Here is a 22,461-nt window from a genome sequence, read left to right on the forward strand (position 1 = left end):
CTTATACAGGAACATGCTTTGTGATGCTTTCACAAAGCATGTTTTGTTTAGGGATATACGAGTGTGTACTAAGTACAATTTGAAGTGATCTAACAAAACAATTAACTAACATTATTAAACATTTACTCCCTTTACATGAAACCCAAAACCATCCGAAAATTACTCGTTGCTAATCGAGGTGAGATCGCTATCCGCATCTTACGTGCTTGTACAGAATTAGAAATTGAAACGGTTGCCGTATACACATATGAAGACCGTTATTCACTACACCGCTATAAGGCTGATGAAGCGTACCAAATAGGCGCCGATGAGGATCCGCTGAAGCCCTATTTAGATATAGAATCTATCATTCATGTGGCTAAAGATTGTGGTGCCGATGCTATTCATCCCGGTTATGGCTTTTTGTCGGAGAACTTTGAGTTTGCACGGCGTTGCCGGGAGAGCGATATAATCTTCATTGGCCCTGATCCGGAAGTAATGCAACAATTAGGCGATAAGGTACTGGCCAAGCAGGTAGCCCGCCAATGTAATGTGCCATTGATTGAAAGCAGTCAGCAACCGTTGACCAGTTATGATATTGCCGAACAGGAAGCTGCACGTATCGGTTACCCAGTTATGCTAAAAGCAGCTGCTGGTGGTGGTGGCAGAGGCATGCGTGTCATTCGGAGTGAAGAGCAATTGGGAAAATCATTTGATGAAGCACGCCGTGAGGCCAAGAATGCGTTTGGTGATGATACCGTGTTCTTTGAGAAGTTCATTGAGAATCCTAAACACATCGAGGTGCAGATAGTGGGCGACCACCATGGAAATATTATGCACCTGTTTGAGCGCGACTGCAGTTTGCAGCGCCGCTTTCAAAAGATTGTAGAAGTGGCACCAGCCTTTAACCTGCCGGAGTCGGCCCGGCAGGAAGTGTATAATTACGCGGTAGCCATTTGTAAGGCGGTTAACTATAATAACGTTGGTACTGTTGAATTCCTGGTAGATCAATCTGGTAAGGTGTACTTCATTGAAGTGAACCCTCGTATACAGGTAGAGCACACCGTTACAGAAATGATCACCGGAATTGACCTCGTGAAAACACAGATTCGTATTGCACAAGGCAACGAATTGCATGGTGATGTAATAGCGCTACCAAAGCAAGATGCCATTCGTATTAATGGTTATGCCATACAGTGTCGCATTACTACAGAAGATCCGGAGAATGATTTTATGCCAGATTATGGAACGGTATTGGCCTATCGAAGTGCTGAAGGTTTTGGTATCCGATTAGACGAAGGCAGCGTATACAATGGCGTTAAGATCTCTCCTTTCTTTGATTCGCTCTTGGTAAAAGTAACCGCGCACTCTACTACTGTACATGATGCTACACACAAGTTGAAAAGAGCATTGAATGAGTTCCGTATACGTGGTGTAAAGACCAACATCCGGTTCTTGTTAAATATTATTTCACATCCTGAGTTTATAGCAGGTAATGCCACGGTTAATTTCTTACAACAACACCCTGATATATTCACGTATAAGTCGGCTCAGGACAGAGGTACCAAAACGTTGAAATACCTGGCTGAGATCACGGTAAACGGGCACCCCGATGTAAAGCATCCGGATAAAAACAAGCAGTTTGAAAAGCCACTGATCCCGCCGTTTAATAGAGATCTGCCAATACATGTGGGTACGAAACAATTGCTCGATGATATGGGACCAGAAGCGTTTAGTGAATGGTTGTTAAAGGAAAAAAAGATCCATTATACGGATACTACATTTCGCGATGCACACCAGTCACTATTGGCTACCCGCGTACGCACCATTGATATGCTGAAAGTGGCAGGCTCTTTTGCGCAAAACTTCCCGCAAACCTTTAGCATGGAAGTATGGGGCGGTGCCACATTTGATGTATGTATGCGTTTCCTATATGAGGATCCCTGGAAGCGTTTGCAACAGTTCCGCAAAGCCATTCCGAACATCTTATTGCAAATGTTATTGCGCGGGGCCAATGCCGTAGGGTATAAAGCCTACCCCGATAACCTGGTGGAAGAGTTTGTGGCTAAGAGTTGGGAGAATGGTATTGATGTCTTCCGCATCTTTGATTCGCTCAACTGGATGCCCAATATGGAGAAAAGTATTCAGGCGGTACGTAACAGAACCAAAGGATTGGCTGAAGTGTCTATGTGTTATACCGGTGATATACATGACCCTTCCCGCACTAAGTATACGCTGCAATACTATAAGCAGTTTGCTAAAGACATTGAAAACAGTGGGGCGCATATACTGGCCATAAAGGATATGAGTGGTTTATTAAAACCGATGGCGGCTTATGAATTGGTTAGCGAGCTGAAGCAGATGGTCAAGATACCGATACACCTGCATACGCATGATACTTCTTCGCTGCAAAGCGCCACGTATTTAAAAGCCATTGAAGCGGGTGTGGATGTTGTGGATTGTTGTTTAGGTGCCATGTCGGGACTAACGTCGCAGCCTAACCTGAATGCTATTGTAGAAATGATGCGTTTCCAGGAGCGTGATAATCCCTACAACATTGAGGTATTGAATCAACACTCTACCTATTGGGAAACAGTAAGAGAGTATTACTATCCCTTTGAAAGTGGTATGAAGGCCAGCAGTGCAGAAGTGTTTTATCATGAAATACCTGGTGGTCAGTATTCCAACCTAAAGCCGCAAGCCAACTCTCTTGGTTTAGGTGATAGAATGGAAGATATCAAAAAAGCCTACCGCGACGTAAATAGTTTGTTTGGTGATATTGTAAAAGTGACGCCTAGTTCAAAAGTGGTTGGTGATATGGCGCTTTTTATGGTGACGGGCAATCTCTCGAAAGAAGACATTTTAAAGAAGGGGCATGCGCTCTCATTTCCGGAATCTGTCGTCTCCATGTTTAAAGGCGATATTGGACAGCCGGTAGGAGGCTTTGATCCAACCTTACAGAAGATCGTTCTTAAAGACATTAAGCCATACACTGACAGGCCGAATGAGCATTTAAAACCCATTGATATGGATGCTGAATTTGAACGCTTTCAGCACCGGTTTGGCGATGATGTTACCTACACAGATCTTCTTTCGTATATGCTATATCCAAAAGTGTTTGAGGAATATTATCAGAAAAGAAAAGAGTATGGTGATGTGTGGCATATTCCAACGCTTAATTTCTTCTATGGCTTGAAGGATGATGAAGAAACACTCATAGAGATCGATAAAGGGAAAAGCATATTGGTACGCCTGCTTACTTGTAGTGAGCCGGATGAAGATGGAAAGCGTAAAGTATTCATGCGCCTGAATGGGCAAACAAGAATTATTGAGATCAAAGACCAGAGTCTGAAAGTTGTTGTGCAGGAAAATGAAAAGGCAGATCCTGGCAACAGAAAACATATAGGCTCTCCACTACAAGGCAAGTTATCACAACTCTTAATCAAAGAAGGAGAGGAAGTGAGGGCCAATCAACCACTGTTTATAATTGAAGCTATGAAGATGGAAACTACCATTACCGCCACTGAAAAAGGGGTAGTAAATAGGGTAGTGCTGCAGCCTGGAAAAATGGTAAAAGCTGACGACCTGGTATTGGAGATCCAATAAGGGTTAATATTAAAGACACAATTTGCTCATGTACTGTTCATCTGGCGTTCATCGTCTGGTAACATGGCTTTTTCATCTTTGTCTTGTTCTAAAACCTCAAGCATATGAAATCGCTAAACAGTATCATGAGCAAATTCTTTTTAAGTCTTTTTCTAATGGTAACAGTGCCTGCCAGTATCAATACACTTCAGGCGGCTATTCTTCATGAAAAACAACCGCCACTTTCTATTCGGTATGTAGGCAAGGTGGAGGATATGTTGTTGTTTGATGTAAACTTCGATAACGATAATGCAGGTCGCTTCCGCATTATTGATGAGTTTGGTAATACCTTGTTTGACGAGAAAGTGCAGTCCCTCGTTGGTGTAAAACGTTTTAAGATAAAAACCGAAGGCGCTAGAAAAATTCATTTTGAAACTACAACCAAGGAAGGCATTCAACGCAAGACCTTTGTAATTGCTTTCCACGTGGAAGAAAAGCTAACTGTTACGGAAGTGGAATAGTCTCATAAGAAGTTCTCAATAGACGTTGGTTATTTCGTTAGAGTGACAAATAGGTATTTATAAAAATTGGCAAACATGTCTTCACATTTTTGAATACAAATAAGTTCAGGATGACCTGAAACAGATACTCCCAGAGGGTATAATCTTGATAAACCAAATTGCATTCTGCTAATCGGTGGTTTTCTTAATCATCTTTTAATCTACCGCAATCCTATTTCATCAATTATGGCATAGAATTATTAGTAGTTAATGTAGACTAGCCGACATCTAGACTAACACTAATCACACGTTATGAAGCTCATCTTTGTTTTGGGTCTTCTGGTTTTATGGAGTAAAGGACTTGGCCATGCCGATGGCACGGAGGTAGTAGATAAGCCAAATGGTAACAACGTCTTTATCATAACACTAGACGGCTTTCGCTGGCAGGAATTATTTAAGGGAGCAGATTCTGCTATTTTAAACGATCCGGAATTTACAACAGACTCTATTAATGCAAAAGCATTGTACTGGCATCCCGATCCCGCCGTTCGTCGTGAAAAACTGATGCCTTTTGTATGGAGCGTTATTGCTAAGCAGGGACAGTTGTTTGGAAACCGCAAGTATGGTAATAAAGTAAATACAAAGAATATATATGCCGTATCGTACCCAGGGTATAATGAAATTTTCACCGGAGCAGCAGACCCATTTGTTTCCACTAATAAAAAAATAAAGAACAAAAATGTTAACCTGCTCGAATACATAAATAAGATACCCGAGTATCAAAACCACGTTGCCTCATTTTCTTCGTGGAATGTTTTTCCCTATATTTTAAATGAGGAACGTAGTAAGGTATATATCAACTGCGGTTATCAACCACATACCCAGGGAGAGCTGACCAAAACGCAAATGGCACTCAATGCGTTACAATCACAACCGCAATTTGAAGATCAACACGAACGGAGCGATTTGTTAACCTTTTTGGCAGCCCGGGAGTATATTTTAAAAAATAAACCCAAGGTGATGCATATTGGTTTGGGAGGAACAGATAGCTATGGTCATCAACGCAAGTATGACCAGTATCTCAAAGAAGCTAACCAGGCCGATCGCATCATTGCCGACCTGTGGTCCCTGGTACAAAGCATGCCTTGCTACAAAGGAAACACCACTTTTATCATAACAACGGATCATGGCAGAGGAAATAAAACAGATACCTGGTTTAAACATAGTGGATTCGTAACTGGGTCTTCTCAAACCTGGATCATGCTGCTAGGCTATAGGGTAAAAGCCTTGGGTGAATTAAAAGGGAATATGCAATTGTTTCAAAAGCATATTGCAGGTACAGTTGGCTATTTATTGGGCGTACGATCCTTTAGCCACAAAATGCTACCCGTTACTAGCTTTGAGGGCGAAAACTTATTAGCTGCTAAATAGTAATTGTAAAGATTTGTTGGAAAAGGCTATCAAAGTATGATAGCCTTTTTTAATGTTATTTTTGACGGATCATCAATTACAGTTATGAGATTATCTGTTCTATTATTTGCACTAGTGGTATCGCTGACAACCATGGCTCAAAAGCTGTCGTTCCCAAACCAGCAGTTGGCAGCCAGCTGGGAGGTGATTGAAAACAACTATGCCGGTAAACGCCAGTTCCTGGCTGCGTTTACATTTAAAAACAACAGCAATGTTGCCCTTCCCGCTACCGGCTGGAGCCTATTCTTCAACTTTCCCCGGTTGATCTATAAAGATTCGGTATCGCCTCAAGTAAGGATAGAACATATAAACGGTGATTTTTACCGTCTTACGCCAACTGCCGCATTTAAAGGACTGGCGCCCAAAGATTCACTGGTTGTTACCTATGTGGCTGGGGCCTGGGCAGTAAACATAACAGATGCTCCCGGAGGTTTATATATCGTTTGGGACGATATGCCTGAGAAAGGCTACACGCTTACCAACTATACCGTAAAACCCACCACACAACGGAAGCAGTACATGCGGTATAACGATGATAAAGTAGAACGGGTTACTGCTGAAAGGATCTATGCACAAAATGCAAGCATTGTAGATCTGCCAGAAAATAGTCTGCCGAAAGTGTTTCCTACACCGGTAAGCTACACAGAGGGTAACGGTTCATTTCTGCTGGATAACAAGGTGCAGATTACTGCCGACAACCGGTTTGAAAAGGAAGCACAATACCTGCAGCAGGAGCTAAAGCCTTTAATTGGCGAACTCGGCAGGGCTACTAGTAATGCGAATGGTAAGCAAATACAACTCCTCTATAAAGAAATGCCCAATGAGGCGTATGAGTTGACGGTGACTTCAACCGCTATTACAATAACAGCTGGTTCTGCCGTCGGCGTCTTTTATGGCATACAATCCTTAAAGTCAGCATTACCGGTAAATGCCTGGAAAGCACAACAAAAAAGTCTGGCAGTACCAGCCATGACCGTTGCTGATGCACCGCGCTTTCCCTATCGATCTTTTATGCTGGATGTGGCTCGTAACTTTCAAACTAAAGAAGAGATCTTTAAGACGCTGGATCTGTTAGCGCTATACAAACTCAATGTCTTCCATTTCCATTTTAGTGATGATGAAGGCTGGCGCGTAGAGATCCCGGGCTTACCAGAATTGACCTCTGTTGGTGGGCGTCGTGGTCATGCTTCTAAGGATGGCGATTTCCTGCATCCCTCTTTTGGTTCTGGGCCTGATTTTAATACTTCAGGTACCGGCCATTATACCCGGCAGGATTACATCGATATTTTGAAGTATGCCAAGGAACGCCATATACGTGTTATACCAGAAATAGAAACTCCAGGGCATGCACGAGCAGCTATTGCTTCCATGACCACCCGTTACAACCGCTTGGTTAAAGAAGGCAAGCCTAAGGAAGCCGCTGAATACCTGTTGGTCGATCTGAATGATAGTTCGGAGTACCGTTCTGTGCAGCGTTGGACTAATAATGTCATTAACCCAGCGATGCCTTCTGCCTATCGTTTCATGGAGAAGGTAACGGATGAGTTGATCGCCATGTATAAAGATGCTGATGCTCCGCTGGAGCGTATCCATTTTGGTGGAGACGAAGTACCTGCAGGTGTATGGACAAAATCGCCTGCGGTAAAAGCATTGATGCAAAAAGACTCTAGTGTAAAAGAAGTGAATGACTTATGGTATTACTTCTTTGGTCATATCAACGACATGCTGAAGCGTAAAGGATTGTTGTTGTATGGCTGGGAAGAGATTGCCATGCGTAAAACAAAACGTGATGGCAAAGCCATGTACATTCCAAACCCTACTTTAGTTCATAACAATATTCAGGTAGACGTATGGAATAATGTAATTGGATGGGGCTCAGAAGATCTGCCTTACCAGTTGGCGAATGCAGGTTATAAAGTGATCTTATCGCCTGTTTCCAATATGTATTTCGATTTGTCTTACCAGAAGGAGTTTGATGAGCCAGGACAGTATTGGGGGGGCTTCCTGGATATGGATAAGCCTTTTTATTTTATTCCGTTTGATTACTACAAGAACTCCACTCGTGATATTGATGGTAATGTAGTAAACCAGTCCTTCTTTGAAAATAAAGCACGATTGACCGATTATGGTAAAGAACAGATACCTGGTTTACAAGGTTTACTATGGGCTGAAACATTAACCAGTGCGGCAAAGATGGAGTACCTGTTGCTCCCTAAATTGCTAAGTTTATCTGAGCGTGCCTGGAGTAAAGATCCTACATGGGCTACCGAAAAGGATAGTACAAAAGCGCAGGCACTATATACACAGGCCTGGTCGCAGTTTGTGAATGTATTAGGTAAGCGTGAGTTGCCACGACTGGATTATTTCAAAGGTGGTTTCCAATACCGCATACCTACGCCAGGCATCGTAAACGAGGGTGGTACAATAAAAATGAATACGCAAATCCCTGGCTTTGCTATTTATTATACGACTGATGGCAGTGAGCCAACGTTAAAGAGCAAACGTTATTCACAACCCGTACCGGCAACGGGAACTATCAGAGCTCGCTTATTTACACCAAGTGGAAGGGCAGGGCGCACAGTTGCACCTAGTCTACAAAAAACAATGTAAGTCGCTGTTAGTTATGACTCTTAACAATAAATAAACAAGTGCATAATAGTTAGGTAACACATAAAGAGGAGCTTTGCGCTTTCTCATGTGTGTTTAAAATATCAAACCCCTGTTTTTACAGGGGTTTTCTTATGTAGGAAATTTGGAATTTGAAGTTTGGGATTTGAGAAAGTATCGGTTAGATATCTCTTTCGAGAAAGGTGAGACGTGAAAGGAAGGCTGCAAGCTACAAGCTGCACGCTCCAAACTCCTTCTGTGGTTCGTGAGACACGAACCACAGAAGGGAGAATTTGAAATTTGTGGTTTGGGATTTGGAATTTGATCCAACTTTCGGATTTCGATATTTCTATTTTCGGATTTCCAAAACACTTCCATGGAGATCAGTATAACCTAGGATTTAAAATCAATACTAAAATGAGCTGTGTTTTCAATGAGAGGCAGGCTTACTTCAAAGTATTTCCCATCATTTTGGATCAGGATGTCAGATTGGTGTAACAGCTTATACTTACTGGCAATATTGGCCAGGCCTATCTTGGTGGAGATAATGTATTGCTTGCTTTTGAGTTGAATATTGTTCCGTACCGTTAGATGACCTTCTTTGCTGGCTATTTCAATTCGTAGGGGAGAGGCCTTTCTGAGTACATTGTGCTTGACGGCGTTTTCCAGCAGCATTTGTAGCGTTAGTGGTGGAATCAGGCTGTCCCAGCGGTTTTCTTCTATATCTATTTCCAGCGAAATGGCGTCGCCAAAGCGCGTCTTTTGTAAATGAAAATAGGAGCGTATATACTGTAGCTCCGTTTCTATTGTAACCAGGCCTTGCTCATTATTGCGCAACAGGTAACGGTATACATTACTCATTTCGTCAACAAAGTCCTCCGCCTGGTTGGGATTTTGTGCAATAAGAGAGGATAGGGAGTTAAGGCAGTTAAATAAAAAGTGAGGATTTACCTGCGCCTTCAGGCTTTCAAACTGGCTTACTAAGTTGGCCTGTCGCAAGGCTTCTTTTTCTCTAACATCATCGCCCCAGCGTTTTTCGATATAAAAGGACTCAAAGATCACAAAGTAGATAACATCGAACAGGATACCGATGATCATGGCCCACTTTAGCTTGGTACTATCTACGGTAAAGCCATAGACGCCTGTATATTCATACGTATAGAAAACAGCCCACATGGCCACTGTGGTAATAACTACGTAGGAAGAAATGAGAATACAGGCACGTAGAAGACTTTGGTGGTAATGTGGAAAGCGGTCCCGCACATAGAACATGAATTGAAAAAGCAACGCCACAAATACATTCCCAATAATGAAGTTGCAGGCATATACCGTAAGAAACAGGTTGAAGTCTTGCAGGTATTCTTTGTCAAACTGTAAATAGCCAACAATATATACCAGCAACGATAACAACGACATGTTGGTAAACTGCTCTTTTCTATTGAGTTTGAAATACCTCATGTCCTTAAATGCTATTTGGCTTTTGAATCCATGTTGGACAATATTTTGAAAGAAGTTCCTGTGCAATGCCTTTTTTGCGCGCCTGCCTAGCCTTCCATTTTACCCAAGGATGAATGAATGTATGGGCGCTCATAAAATAAGTATCGCCCATTTCCATTAGTAACGCAGTGGTAGTATAGTCGTGCGGTATTCCATCTGCATTTACTTTATTATCATCGGCCAGGCCCGATAGAATACGGCACATATTTTCAAACCCTTCATGTCCTGGCGTAGTCACCAGTCTGTAACGTACGGTATGTTTAGTAGGGTTGAATATGCCATGTACCACTCCCGGTTTAATGGTATAGCTTTCGCCTTGGCTTAACTTGATGATGTCCTTTCCACCCAAATAGATATAAAGTGGCTTTTCCAGGGCCGTAAACGTTTGTGTGAGTATGCGGTGATAATGAAGGCAGTTTGTTCCATCGGGCAGCATAATACCTTCATCCATACTGTAATCACCATTCGTTTCAGCGGCCATGGCTAGTACCTCCACTTTTTCTTTAGTAACAGGATTGACCAGGATGCGCTCGTTCATATACCTAGTAAAAATATCCTATCACATAAGCTTTCTTTTCTAAAGCGGTGTCAACTGACATATTTGGTACATGAACTGGCAGCAGTAAGCATTTGATATAACAGCTTGAAACAAAGCCTTTAATGTCATTGTTCCAATGACGCAGTTGATTGCGTAATGGTACCTAAGTAGGACAACCGATATATCATTAAAAAAGAAACAGGGCATCTATAATGGATACCCTGTTTTCATGCAGAAAAAGACCAAATAGTTAATAGAAGCCTAGTAGGTAAAACTTAATATGGCTAATGCCAACGCTGCATAAATCAAAATTCGTTTCATGGTTAAGTTTAAAGTAAAGTATAGGATTGCGGAATTATGCTGCAAAATTGTTGCCAGCACCTCTTAGCAATAGGTTTCACACTGTTGTGTACATCTGTTTTTTTATTGGTGCAGGGTTTCCTCAATTACATATAGGATTTGGAGTTTGGAATTTGTTATTTGTTATTTGGAATTTCCCATTTCGGATTTTTCCTTTTAATAGATTGGAAAATAACAATAGAAAACAGAACCATCGCCAGGAATGCTTTCTACAGTAATGAAGCCTTTATTATTCTCCATGATCTTTCGGCAAATAGCTAAACCCATACCCGTACCAGAGTATTCTCCCCTTGCATGTAGTTGCTGAAACATCTTAAAGATCTTCCGTTCATATTTCTGGTCAAACCCTATACCGTTATCATGAAAGGCCAGTTTTAAATATTCCTGTTTTGGTTGTGCAAGCGGATTATTAACATTGCGCTCAAAGTCTGCACTGATTTCTATAAAGGGTTTATTACCTGGCTTTTGAAATTTGATAGCATTGTGAATAATGTTCTTGAATAAATAGAAAAGCTGATTGCGATTGCTGGTTATGGTAGGCAGTGGCTCTGAAATAATAGAGGTTCTTGTTTTGGATATCATCTCTTCCAGGTCTTCTTCTACAGCCTTTAAAACTTCATTCAGGTTAATGTCTTCATTGTTTCGGGTATCTGTATGGATCTTTGTCAGCACTAATATATCATCGATCAGCATGTTTAATCGATTAACAGAAAGGTTCAATCTCTTTAAAAAGTCTTGTCCTTTTGTGGAAAGATTTTCAGTCTCACGCTCTAAAAGCCAATCACTAAACGTATGTATTTTTCGCAATGGTTCTTTCAGATCGTGAGAGGCTACAAAGGCAAACGTGGATATTTCTTCATTGCGTTGTTCCAGTTCAATATTTTGCTGTTGCAGCAGCAGGTTCATATCCTGTAAGGCATTGGCATATTCTTCTTGGCGGCTCACATCGTGTATGACAATCAATACTCCATAGATCTCACTTTGTTCATTTTTTAGCGGCACAAAAAAGAACTCACAAATACGATTGGTATAGACACTCAGTTTAGCTGGCAAATACATAAACTCGCCTGCAATAGCGCGTTGAAAGGAATGTATCAACGTAGCGTCCTCGGCTACCAGGGGAAATAGTTCAATCAGGTTTTTATTAATAGCATTTTCTATAGATAATCCATAAAGCTCTTCACAACGGCGGTTCCAGGTTTTAATCTGATAATCTTTATCCAATACGATAACAGCATCCACGCTTGATTCAACAACCGCTTCGGCAAATGAAGTGCGCTCTGCTAATTGATCATAAAGGGCTCTTTCTTTACTGATATCCTGCACCACACTAATGTATTGTATTACTTGTCCATTGGCATCACGTTTAAATACTTTGCCCCTGGAGCGGAACCAGACTACTTTGCCGTCAATAATTTCACGGAAGTCGATGGTGCGAACTTCCTGGTCTGGTAGTGTTTTAAATGCCTGTATGAACTGGTGCATGTGTTCCCGATCGTCCGGGTGTACACGTTCTAATAATTGATCGTAGGAGAGGCGCAGGGTTTCCAGGTAGCGGGCTTCATCGTCTTTATAAGCCTGGCGGCTCACATAGGTAATACGGTTTACCGTAAAGTCAAATACCATGATAAAGTCTAAGGAGGCATTCATTACTTCTTCCATGAATTGCCTGTTTTCCTGTAGCTCCAATGCAGCCTGTTTCTGAACGGTAATATCCTGCAATACAGATAAGATCATTTTAGGATGGCCGGGTTCATTTGAAATGAACGATTTACCACGATTGATCAGCCATTTGGTTTTACCCTTCTTGGTTATCACGCGATATTCTAACGTAACAACTTCTCCTATTGAAGCTTCTCTTAAATGCTTATTGAAGTCAACCAGCGCTTGCTGGTCCTCGGGGTGAATGATTTTTTTCAGGCGGCCTTCAAACCCCATTTTTTTCATTTCCGAAACACTATACCCCAAAAGTCCTTCTATAACTGGCGGGTTGATGTAGCTGGCTTTATTCTGGCTCAGGTCAAATACCGTGATGGCATCTGGTGCTGTATCAGTTACCTGCTGTAGAAAATGCTGGCCTTTTAGGATCTCATTTTCTGCTGTTACCAGGTCGGTAATATCCATATCTATGCCTACCAGTTTTTGCACTTGCTTCTGATCGTTATAAATAGGGGTGCCTTTGCATTTGATCGTTCTTATTTTACCCGCTATTTGTATTTGTAGTATTTCTTCAAAAGGGGTGAAGTGTTTTGTTAAATGGTCAACAATGCGCTGAGCTTTGTATTCATCCTCTGGTATAGAAATGGGAAGATAGACCTCAGGTTGTACAGGGGTGCCAGGTGGTATATTGAACATTTGATACATACCATCCGACCATAAGAAAATGCCTGTGTCAATAGTATATTCCCAGCTGCCTGTAGCCGCTATTTCTTCCGTTTGTTGCAGTAAGGTCAGGTTTTTCTGACGCTCGGCCTGCGCGGCCAGGCGTGCTGTAATGTCTTGCGCCAGCCCGATCAACTTTATGGCCTTTCCTTCTTCATCAGAAATGACCCTGCCATGTACTTCAATGGTACGCGTTTCTCCCTTTGCATTATAAATGCGTTGTGTATAGTGGTAGGGTTGATTGTCTATGATGCTTTGTTCTATTATTTGGTTTACCTCCTCAATGTCTCTGGGATAGGATCGGGAATTTACAAAGTCCACAGTTGGTTCAAACGACTGGGGCGTTTCTCCAAATAGGCGGAACATGCCATTGGAAAAGCGGAAGCTTGAAGTGGCAAGGTCAAATTCATAACTTCCAATAGCAGCTACTTCTTCTGAGCGCTGTAGTAGGGCTTCGCTGGCTTGTAGTTTCTCCTGAACATCTTTTATATCCTGCCGGTCGTACATTAAGATGATGACGCCACCTGGAGAAGGTGTGGCCGAAAGAAATACCCATCGTTTAAATAGCTGCGAAAAGTATTCCGTCTCTACTTTTATCCTTTTTTCACAAGCGGCTACAATGGCCCTATGACCTTCTGTGCCTATGGCTTCAGGCGCAATATCCCAAAACACCTGGCCCAGCATTTCGGCATGGGTTCTTCCAAAGTACTCTTCTGCTTTTTTATTGATGTACTTGAACCGGTATTCCAGATCGGTCTCGATAAAGATGGCATTTACCAGGTTAATAATATCTGCAGATCGCTGCTGTTGCGCTATCAGTTCGTATTCCTGGGAAAGGTCGTGTGTGATCCATAGCACCGACCTTACTTCGTCGTTCGTACCTTTTACGGGAACCAGGTAGGTTTCAAAATATTGCTGGGCATTTTCAATATTCGTTGCATCAGTAGGGATATAAACGATTTCGCCACGAAGTGCTTTCCGGAATTCATTATACGATGGGTCGTTAATAAAGGCAGGGAAAACTTCCAGTATGTTCTTGCCCAATACTCTTTCCTTTGGTAGGTTGTAATATTCTTCAGCCCGCTTGTTCCAATAGGTATAGTTCATATGGCGGTCAAGCACTACTACCCGGTCTACCGAGGCTTCAATCATACTTTGTATAAACTGGAGCCGCTCCGTTAGGTTTTGGCGTAGCTTATGCTCCTCAGTAACATCGTGCAGAATATGAAGGATACCTACTACGTTTTTATTATCATCATATAACGGAAGCATGTGCAGGTCCATAATATCTTTGGTAAGCACAGTATGGGCTCCTGTCTGGTGAAAGGGATGGCCTTTCAAAACGTTGTTAAACTGGCGGATCTTTTCTTCTGTCTGTAAGGCTGGAAAGGTTTCAAAGAAGTTTTTGCCTAATACCAATTCCCGTTTTTGTTTGTAATAGCGCTCACAATGCCTATTCCAAAAGAGAATGTTGTTTTCGTTGTCGGTGATCAGTATCCGGTCAGGTAGGTGCTCGGTTAGCAAGTCGGCTAATTGAATGCGCTCTGACAACTCCTCTTGTAATTGATGTTCTTTGGAAATGTCTTGAAACAGGCCAATGAAGATGCGCTTGTTTTCATAATGTAAGAGTTTGAACAACGCTTTAACGCGACGAGAAACCCCGTTGCTGCTGATTACCAATTCACAATTAGCTTCTTCTTCATCCTCCAGGGTCCTATTCAGCGAGTTGGTAAAGGCGTTTCTGTAATCAGGATGAATCTGTTTGAGCAGGTAATTTTGGTTTAAGAAAATACTTTGAGGCTTGAGGCCTAAGAGTTGGTACATACCATCGCTCCAGAAATGTTCTTTGGTGGCATGATCCCACCACCAGGTACCTATATGTGCCAGGTTCTCCGTTATAGATTGCCGGTATTGAAAGAGTTGGTAGCTTTCATTCTTTTCACGGAGCTTCTTTTCCAACGATTTTATATGGGTAATATCCTGGATGGTACCAAAAAGGCTCAGTCTTTTATTTTCATCAATAACTGATTTCGCCTGTAAGGAGACATAGCGTTGCTTACCATCGGGCCGTATGATGCGGTACTCGATATCATCTGCTTTATGTTCCGTTTTTAATTTATGGTAGAAGGTGTCTACCAATTCACGGTCTTCGGGATGTACATAGTTGATGAATAACGATAAGCCTGCATTAAAGGGCTGTGGCTTTAAGCCGTATATATAATAGAAGTTATTGGAAGGAGTGAACCTTCGGGTTACCAGGTCAAGCTGCCAGAAACCACTATGACTATTGCTCTCACTAAACTGCAACCGTTTTTTAAGAAACCAAACCTGCTGGTTAAACTTTTGTAGGAAATCCTCAGACTCTTTTTGCGTGGTATAATCCTGTACAATACCTTGTAATAGCTTTTGCCCGTTATCCGTAAAGGTCCATTGGATTACATTTCTTAAATAGCGTTCCACATCATTTTCCGTTAAGATGCGGTATTCCAGATGTAACGGTAATTCTTCCGTAAGCGCTTGTTCAATAGCTTCCTGAACGGCATCCCTATCCTGAGGATGAATATACCGGGTGAAGGTGTTTAAATGGGCGTTGATACTTTGAGGGGCCAGGCCATGAAATAAATAGATCTGGTCGGAATAGTAAACCTCTTGCGTTGATTTATTATAATACCAAATGGCATTGCCGCAGATTTTAGCAGCTTCCTCAAATACCAGGTTTTTTTGTCGGAGGCTGGCCAATTCTTTCCTCAGCTCTATTTGTTCTGTAATAGCCCTTAATTGTTCATGGTCGGGTAGCGCCAGTTCTTGCGGGGCAAGCTCTGAAAGAAAAATATGTTGGCCAGTTAATGTTTTGATTTCCCCATAGGTAGTAATGATGCGGAACTTTAGATTGACCTGTTTCACCTTTTCTATTTGTTCAACAGCAGCCTTTACACCGGAGAGGTCTTCAGGATGTATAATTCCTTTAGTGCCTTCGAAGGTTAGGGGGAAGGCGGCCATAACATCGCTACAGTAAACGGCAAAAGATGTCATATCCCACTGCCAGGTGCCAGAAAGGGGGATCAGGTGGGAGTCAATGAATAAAACAACTCTTCTTATGTCGAATCCTTCGGTAGAAGAATGCATGCGGCTTTCCAAAACTTCTTGCACAGTTATTCCTATGTTGTTTATTTCTATTGGAAAAGTATAAGGCTAGTTCCGGCGCTTTACTTTTCCCGTTAGTAATTTCATAGGACAAAAGGATAGGATGAGATATACTCGATAAACCAAATTACAGTTTAGCCCAACAATTCAATTTTCGAATTGTTAATAACTGGAATCACTGGTTTTAAAAATAGTTAAACAAAGGGCTGTGGATAACTTCGCTAACAATCGTTCTTTTATCAAATTACTAAACTAATCAGTAACTACGAAGATTTCTTTTGCATTTTATTCCAACATATAGATACTATACCTTTATGGTAGGGTGTAAGGCGTATCTTTTTTGGTAGTTTATATTCTTATAATGTATTCACTTTCATACCTTAACCTACCCTTATTTTTGGACACCATATTAAAATATATTTTATATGCCATCCACCAATAATAATCATGACTTTCCCGTAGTGGCCATAGGCGCGGCAGATGGAGGTACGGAAGCCATGATGACCTTGCTTGAAAACTTACCGCAGAATACAGGTATGGCTTTCTTTTATTTTCAGATAAACGGTATTGAGAGTGATGCTGCTAAACAATTAACTGGCGCAACAGAAATCCCGGTGATAAAGGCCGAGGAAAATATAGAAGTGAAGCCGGATCATTTGTATGTGATCGATCCCGACAAGCCACAGATGCTTAGTGATGGTGTGTTAAAGCCAATGGTTAATCTGCCAGAAAGCCCGCATGCCGGTATGCCGGTAAGTCAGTTCTTTACTTTGTTAGCCGATCAATTGCAGGAAAAAGTTATTGGCATATTGCTTTCGGGAAGTGATGTGGATGGCACATTGGGCTTAAAAGCCATCAAAATGGGAGGCGGGCTGACCTTTGTTCAAGATGGCACGGCCAACTTCTCTACCATGCCCAAAAATGCTATTTCACAAGGAGTGGTGGATTTAGTATTGTCACCAAAAGAAATTGCTGAGGAACTGATCAAAATTGGGCATCAAAAGGAGATTTACTATACAGCTATGAAAGAGCTTGACGAGGGCGCAATCTCCAACAATGATGAGTCACTTAAAAGTATTTTAAACCTGCTCAACCGCAACATTGGTGTTGACTTCTCCGGCTACAAGAAGACGACAATCAAACGGCGCATTATACGCCGCATGATGCTGCACAAGCTGGATAACTTAAGAGATTATATGGATTACCTTAAGAAGCACTCTGGGGAAGCCAATGCCTTGTATCAAGACCTGCTGATCAATGTGACCACGTTTTTCAGGGATCCAGACACTTCTGAGTATTTGAAGGATACTTTGTTTCCAAAGATCATCCAATCTAAAACAATTAATGACCCGATACGTATTTGGGTGCCTGCTTGTTCTACCGGCCAGGAAGCCTATTCTGTAGCCATGATGCTAATTGAAGCACTGGGCGATAAAGTGACCAGCATGCCCGTACAGATATTTGCTACCGATCTTAGTGAAGTGGCCATTAATAAAGCCCGGTTGGGTATCTACAGCAAAGATGATGTAATTGATGTTTCACCAAAACGCCTGGAACGTTTTTTTAATAAAATAGATGGCAGTTACCGGATCATTAAAAGCATACGTGATATGTGTGTGTTTGCTACACATAACATTGCTAAGGATCCGCCTTTTTCCCGTTTGGATCTTATTTCCTGCTGCAACTTCTTGATCTATATCGATAGTATTCTTCAAAAAAAGATCATTGCTACGTTCCACTACTCATTGCTAAATAATGGCTATTTGGTACTGGGCAAGTCAGAAACAGTTGGCGCCTCAGCTTATCTTTTCTCACAGGTGGAAAAGCATTTCAAGGTCTTCAGTAAAAAGAAAGATGCTACGGCAAAGGCTGCGTTTGAAATGAATTATCGTTTTCCAGAAACCGATCGGTCGTTTGGAACAACCCGTAAGCAAATGAGTCAAAAAGTTAAAAATGATGAAGTGGACTTAGATCGGGTAATAGATCATATACTGCTAAAGACTTATACCCCCGCTTGTGTGGTTGTGAATAATGATCTGGATATTCTTCAGTTCCGGGGCTCAACGGGATTGTATCTGGAGCCCTCACCCGGCAAGGCCAGCCTTAACCTTATGAAAATGGCCCGGCAAGGCTTAGGCTTTGAGCTGCGCAACCTGGTACACAAAGCTAAAATGTCAGGTGCTCCGGCTAGAAAAATAGGAATGGAGATTTACATAGAAGATAAAATTCAACGGATCAATATTGAAGCGACACCAATAAAGACCGAAGGAGAGGATGCCTATTTTATGGTGCTGTTTACGCCAGCACTTTCTCTACCTGATGATGAAGAGCTGGGTGATGTAAAGGACAAGCGGGTAAAGCAATTAGAAGCTGAACTGACGGCTTTACGGGAAGACATGCGTTCTATCATAGAGTCACAGGAAGCAGCCAATGAGGAACTCCAATCGGCTAATGAAGAAATTGTATCTAGTAATGAAGAACTGCAAAGCATAAACGAAGAGCTGGAAACGTCAAAAGAAGAAATTGAGTCTTCTAATGAAGAACTGATTACAATTAACCAGGAGCTGCAGATGCGCAATGAACAACTGGCTGAAGTGCAGGAGTACTCTGAAGCCATGTTCAACATCATTCGTGAGAGTGTACTAACACTGGATAAAGAATTGCGGGTGAAGACAGCAAACCGGGCGTTTTATAAAACCTTTAAAATAAACGAAGAGGATGCGGAAGGCCGCTATATTTTTGAACTAGGCAATGGAAAATGGAATATTCCTAAACTCCGAAAGTTGCTCCATGATATCATACCCACCAATACACAGTTTTTTGGTTATGAGATCGTGCACGAGTTTCCAAATATTGGTGAAAAGGTCCTGATCATTAACGCCCATAAGGTTGCACAGCGTATTCATGGACAAGAATTAATATTACTTGCAATAGAAGATATTACAGAGTTTAGGCAGGCGCAAAGAGCGAATAATAAGAAGTAGGAGAGGAAAGCTATGAGCTGTGAGGAGGGAGCTGCAAGCTGCACGCTGTAAACCAAACAGCCGAGGGAAAAGAATATTGAACAAGGAACAAGGAAGGAAGAAGGAAGAAGTAGGAAAAATTCGAAAGGGGAAATGCGAAATGCGAAAGGAAGAAAGAAGGAATGTTCAATGCTCAACGCTCAATGATGAGTGATGAGGAATGAATAAGGAGGAAAGGCACAAGGGGCAAGAAACAAGGAACAAGAAAGGAAATGTTCAATGCTCAATTTTCAATGTTCAAGGTACAATGAAGAGAGAAGGAATTGATAAATGTAAAAGCACTCCAATTGCGGAGTGCTTTTACATTTTAAAAAATGCTTGATCTTGTGGTTTTGTGTGTTAGCGCTCCCACTCCTTTAGGAGAGAGCTGGGGTGAGGTTTCTCACGTTTTACGTTTCACGTCTCACGATAATTGGCGTGTAGCTTGCAGCCTGCAGCTTACCGCTTCTCTCATATCTCCTCTTCTTGCTTCTTTTCGACTGCCGTTTCTGCCTTTTCTAATTTTTGGAGAAAAAAGGTGCGTAGCCATTCCGCTCGTTGGTGCGACTGTCTGGACTTACGGAAAAAATCCTCGGCTTTTAGCTTTTTCCCTTGATTGTTCAGTTGGTGTCCCATTTGTTCATAAAGCAATACGGCTTCTTCCAGGCCCTTGATAGTTTGCCAGGTGTTGCCTTCTATCTTGTCAGTTAATCCGGCCAATAAGGCATCTGCTGTAAAGCCGTGACCCGTATGGCAGCGGTAGCGGATCAGGTTGCCTTCTCTAATTTCGGTTAATGCACCGTTACATTCCGGGCATGTAAATGGTGTTAGTTTGCCCAAGCCTAAAACTCCCATACCTGAAGCATTTTTTTGTAAAGCAATTTCTGTTTCAAAACGAACACGTTTGGCCTCTTGTTGCGTAATGTTGTTCTTATAAACAACCTCCTCTTTGGTTAACCAAATCAGTAAGGAGCCTACATCTTTCATGGCAACAATATGGTCTACCTCCACTTGTTCTAAAACATTATTTGGCATACTCGGAAATTCGGCATCCTGTGGGTTTTGAATAATAACAGTTCCTCCAAAACGCTTGATGTTCCAAAGACCGGAAGTACCATCGTCTAATAAGCCAGATAAGATGATGCCGATAACCCGAGGACCATACTCATAGGCTACTGAACGAAACAGAGCATCAATAGATGGCCGGAAGCGGTTTTCTTTTGGACCTTTTTTACTAAGATATGGTCTTGTTCCAAGATCATATGATGGTCGGGAGGAGCTATATAGATCCGGTTTTTTTCAAAGCGCTCACCATCTATGGCATGTGTTGCAAATAAAGATCCACTACGGTTTAGTATGTATGGCAAGTTGCTGTGCGAGTGGGCAAGGATGTGTTGTACAATAAATAATGTAGCGTTCAGATCTACCGGTAGCGAACCAACAAGGTCTGTTAAAGCAGATACACCTCCTGCCGATGTGCCTATAACAATAATATCTCGGTTAGGCATAGCAGTAAACGTTTTGTACTGATATGTATCTTATGATCAACTCTTACTATAAAGTACGAAAAAAAACAGAATAAGCTTGAATTATCTAAATGCTGGGCTTACAAAATGATGCAGGCTTTATGGATTGTCTTGTGTACTGAATAACAATTGTTTTAAACGGTCGATGTGTTTGTTCAATTCCTGTATACGCAACTTTTTTTGTTCGGCGCTGCGCACCCAGCCTCTGCGTGTTTCTTCCTCGCTTATTTTTTGAAGCAAAAACCGTCGTTCGTCCATCATACGCAATGCAATCCAGAACGTTTCTTCCAGGGCTTTTGTTTGACGGATCAGTAACTCGTCTTGATTAAACAAGTGGCCGGTATGACACCGATAGCGTATAAGTCCATCATCGTTCATTTCCCATAATACACCTCCACAATCAGGGCAGGTAAACTCGCTTTGTTCACCCAGCGGTTTTACATTGTCTATTCCCAGCGCTACATGTTCGGCTATTTCTGCTTCTGCCAAAACCCTTGGCGGTACAGTTACACCAGCATTGATGCCGTCGTTTGTTGTTTCTTCTAATAAAATACCCATGTCGGAAAGTGATGCGCAATAGTTGGGGGTGAGAATATTTAAAACTGCATTTGGCATATCGGGATACTCTGCTTCTTCTGGGTTTTGCACGATGCAGGTACCCCCGCATTCTTTAATTGCCATCATGCCGTCAGCACCATCCTGCAGCAGGCCGCTAAGAATAATACCTATCGATCGACCTTTATACGCTACTGCGGCAGATCGGAATAGTACATCAATGGAGGGGCGCCAACGATTTTCAGGTGGGCCCTGGCCTAATAAAATATGCCCATTTTTAATTAATAAATGTCTTTCAGGAGGAGCAAAGTATACGGTGCCTTTATGAACAACCTCATCGTTTTCTGCCATCTTACATTTAAACCCACTGTTACGTTGCAGCCGTTGTATCAGGATCTCCTCAGCCGAAATATGAGGTAAGTGTATAACAATGCAAACGGCTGCGTTTATGTTTTCATTTAATTGAGCACATAATTCAAAGATTGAGTTTAACCCACCCGCAGAGGCTCCCACCACAACTAAAAACTTAGGGCGTTCGATTGCTGTTTCCATTGCTTATTTTGCAGCAATAGCTATGCCCCGATGTAGTCTTCAGTTAGTGATTAACAAAAAGCATAGGTGTTCCTGGGTTAACAGGTTGACAAGTTGACAAGTTGACGAGTTGAAAAGTTGACAAGTTTATTTGCTAGTTGCATGAAACAAGTAAGCTTGTAAGTTCTTTTGCGAACATCTTACGATAATCAAGTGCCATCTGTATACGCACTTGTCGGCAGCCTTGTGTGCTTTGCTTTAGGCACATGGAGTTTTCCATTCTGCTTCACCTTCCAGTGGGAGAGGTAGCGTGCTTGTTTGGATTTATGCTTACGGGTTGAAGCAGCGTGCAGCGAAGGAGTTGGTGTAACGGCTACGGTTGACCTATTTTCAGGTAATGACGTCTTCTCATTAGTTGATGCAATAGGTGGGGTTGTGGTTTTATTTGAGGTTTTTGGAATTAACGTATGACAGTAGGCAATCAGTAATTCCTGTGCTTCTTCCTTGGTCTTGCCCTGGTACAACCACTTATTTACCATGCCGGTTAGCCTGGCAAACAAGCCGGGTTTGCGCACGGTCCCTGGAAGCTGGCGGTAGTATACGCGCTTCACCATTTTGGAGGCCACGCCAAACCGGTCGGCATTGGCCATCGTGCGCTTGAGGTTAGGATCCTTGCGCATCTTTTTAGCGCTTTTATAATCCCCTTGGAGCGCAGGTAATACGTATTGCCTAACTTATAAAAGATGATGCCATCAATGGTGCCGGTAATGAAGACGGGGCCTACT

Annotated in this window: 10 protein-coding genes and 1 pseudogene; 5 read left to right on the top strand and 6 right to left on the bottom strand. The window is 42.1% G+C overall.

The genetic code is table 11. The annotated features are described in order from the left end of the window. The first annotated feature begins 135 nt into the window (after window positions 1–135). The 4 genes from SY85_RS23045 to SY85_RS23060 all read left to right on the top strand — a co-directional run bounded on the left by SY85_RS23045 (window position 136) and on the right by SY85_RS23060 (window position 8,144). Complete coding sequence (locus SY85_RS23045) at window positions 136–3,585, top strand: pyruvate carboxylase (RefSeq protein ID WP_066408236.1); 3,450 nt, start codon at window positions 136–138, stop codon at window positions 3,583–3,585. A gap of 104 nt (window positions 3,586–3,689) precedes the next feature. Next, complete coding sequence (locus SY85_RS23050; RefSeq protein ID WP_148661267.1) at window positions 3,690–4,085, top strand: hypothetical protein; 396 nt, start codon at window positions 3,690–3,692, stop codon at window positions 4,083–4,085. A gap of 291 nt (window positions 4,086–4,376) precedes the next feature. Next, window positions 4,377–5,495, top strand: a complete 1,119-nt coding sequence (locus tag SY85_RS23055) for an alkaline phosphatase family protein (protein WP_066408240.1) — start codon at window positions 4,377–4,379, stop codon at window positions 5,493–5,495. 84 nt (window positions 5,496–5,579) lie between these two features. Beyond that, entirely contained in the window at window positions 5,580–8,144 is a 2,565-nt protein-coding gene (locus tag SY85_RS23060; RefSeq protein ID WP_066410089.1) for a family 20 glycosylhydrolase, read from the top strand. Window positions 8,145–8,534: 390 nt separating this feature from the next. Here SY85_RS23060 and SY85_RS23065 read toward each other — a convergent pair whose 3' ends face one another. The 3 genes from SY85_RS23065 to SY85_RS23075 all read right to left on the bottom strand — a co-directional run bounded on the left by SY85_RS23065 (window position 8,535) and on the right by SY85_RS23075 (window position 16,068). Further along, a complete protein-coding gene (locus tag SY85_RS23065) occupies window positions 8,535–9,599 on the bottom strand; it encodes a sensor histidine kinase (RefSeq protein ID WP_066408242.1) in 1,065 nt (354 codons plus the stop codon). 4 nt (window positions 9,600–9,603) lie between these two features. Beyond that, entirely contained in the window at window positions 9,604–10,176 is a 573-nt protein-coding gene (locus SY85_RS23070) for a cupin domain-containing protein (RefSeq protein WP_066408249.1), read from the bottom strand. A 516-nt stretch (window positions 10,177–10,692) separates the two neighbouring features. Continuing rightward, a complete protein-coding gene (locus tag SY85_RS23075; protein ID WP_066408251.1) occupies window positions 10,693–16,068 on the bottom strand; it encodes a PAS domain-containing sensor histidine kinase in 5,376 nt (1,791 codons plus the stop codon). A gap of 419 nt (window positions 16,069–16,487) precedes the next feature. Here SY85_RS23075 and SY85_RS23080 point away from each other — a divergent pair, with 419 nt between their 5' ends. After that, a complete protein-coding gene (locus SY85_RS23080; RefSeq protein WP_066408253.1) occupies window positions 16,488–19,046 on the top strand; it encodes a CheR family methyltransferase in 2,559 nt (852 codons plus the stop codon). A 489-nt stretch (window positions 19,047–19,535) separates the two neighbouring features. On the opposite strand, the pseudogene SY85_RS23085 reads toward SY85_RS23080, so the two are convergent. From SY85_RS23085 to SY85_RS23095, 3 genes and pseudogenes are all read right to left on the bottom strand, one after another. Then, window positions 19,536–20,572, bottom strand: a pseudogene (locus SY85_RS23085) (chemotaxis protein CheB). A 117-nt stretch (window positions 20,573–20,689) separates the two neighbouring features. Further along, on the bottom strand, window positions 20,690–21,697 hold the full coding sequence (locus SY85_RS23090) for a chemotaxis protein CheB (protein WP_066408255.1): 1,008 nt from the start codon (window positions 21,695–21,697) through the stop codon (window positions 20,690–20,692). 188 nt (window positions 21,698–21,885) lie between these two features. Further along, window positions 21,886–22,356, bottom strand: coding sequence for a hypothetical protein (locus tag SY85_RS23095; protein ID WP_066408259.1), 471 nt, complete (start codon window positions 22,354–22,356; stop codon window positions 21,886–21,888). Between the last annotated feature and the right edge of the window lie 105 nt (window positions 22,357–22,461).

The organism is Flavisolibacter tropicus (assembly GCF_001644645.1).
Classification (GTDB): Bacteria; Bacteroidota; Bacteroidia; order Chitinophagales; family Chitinophagaceae; genus Flavisolibacter; species Flavisolibacter tropicus.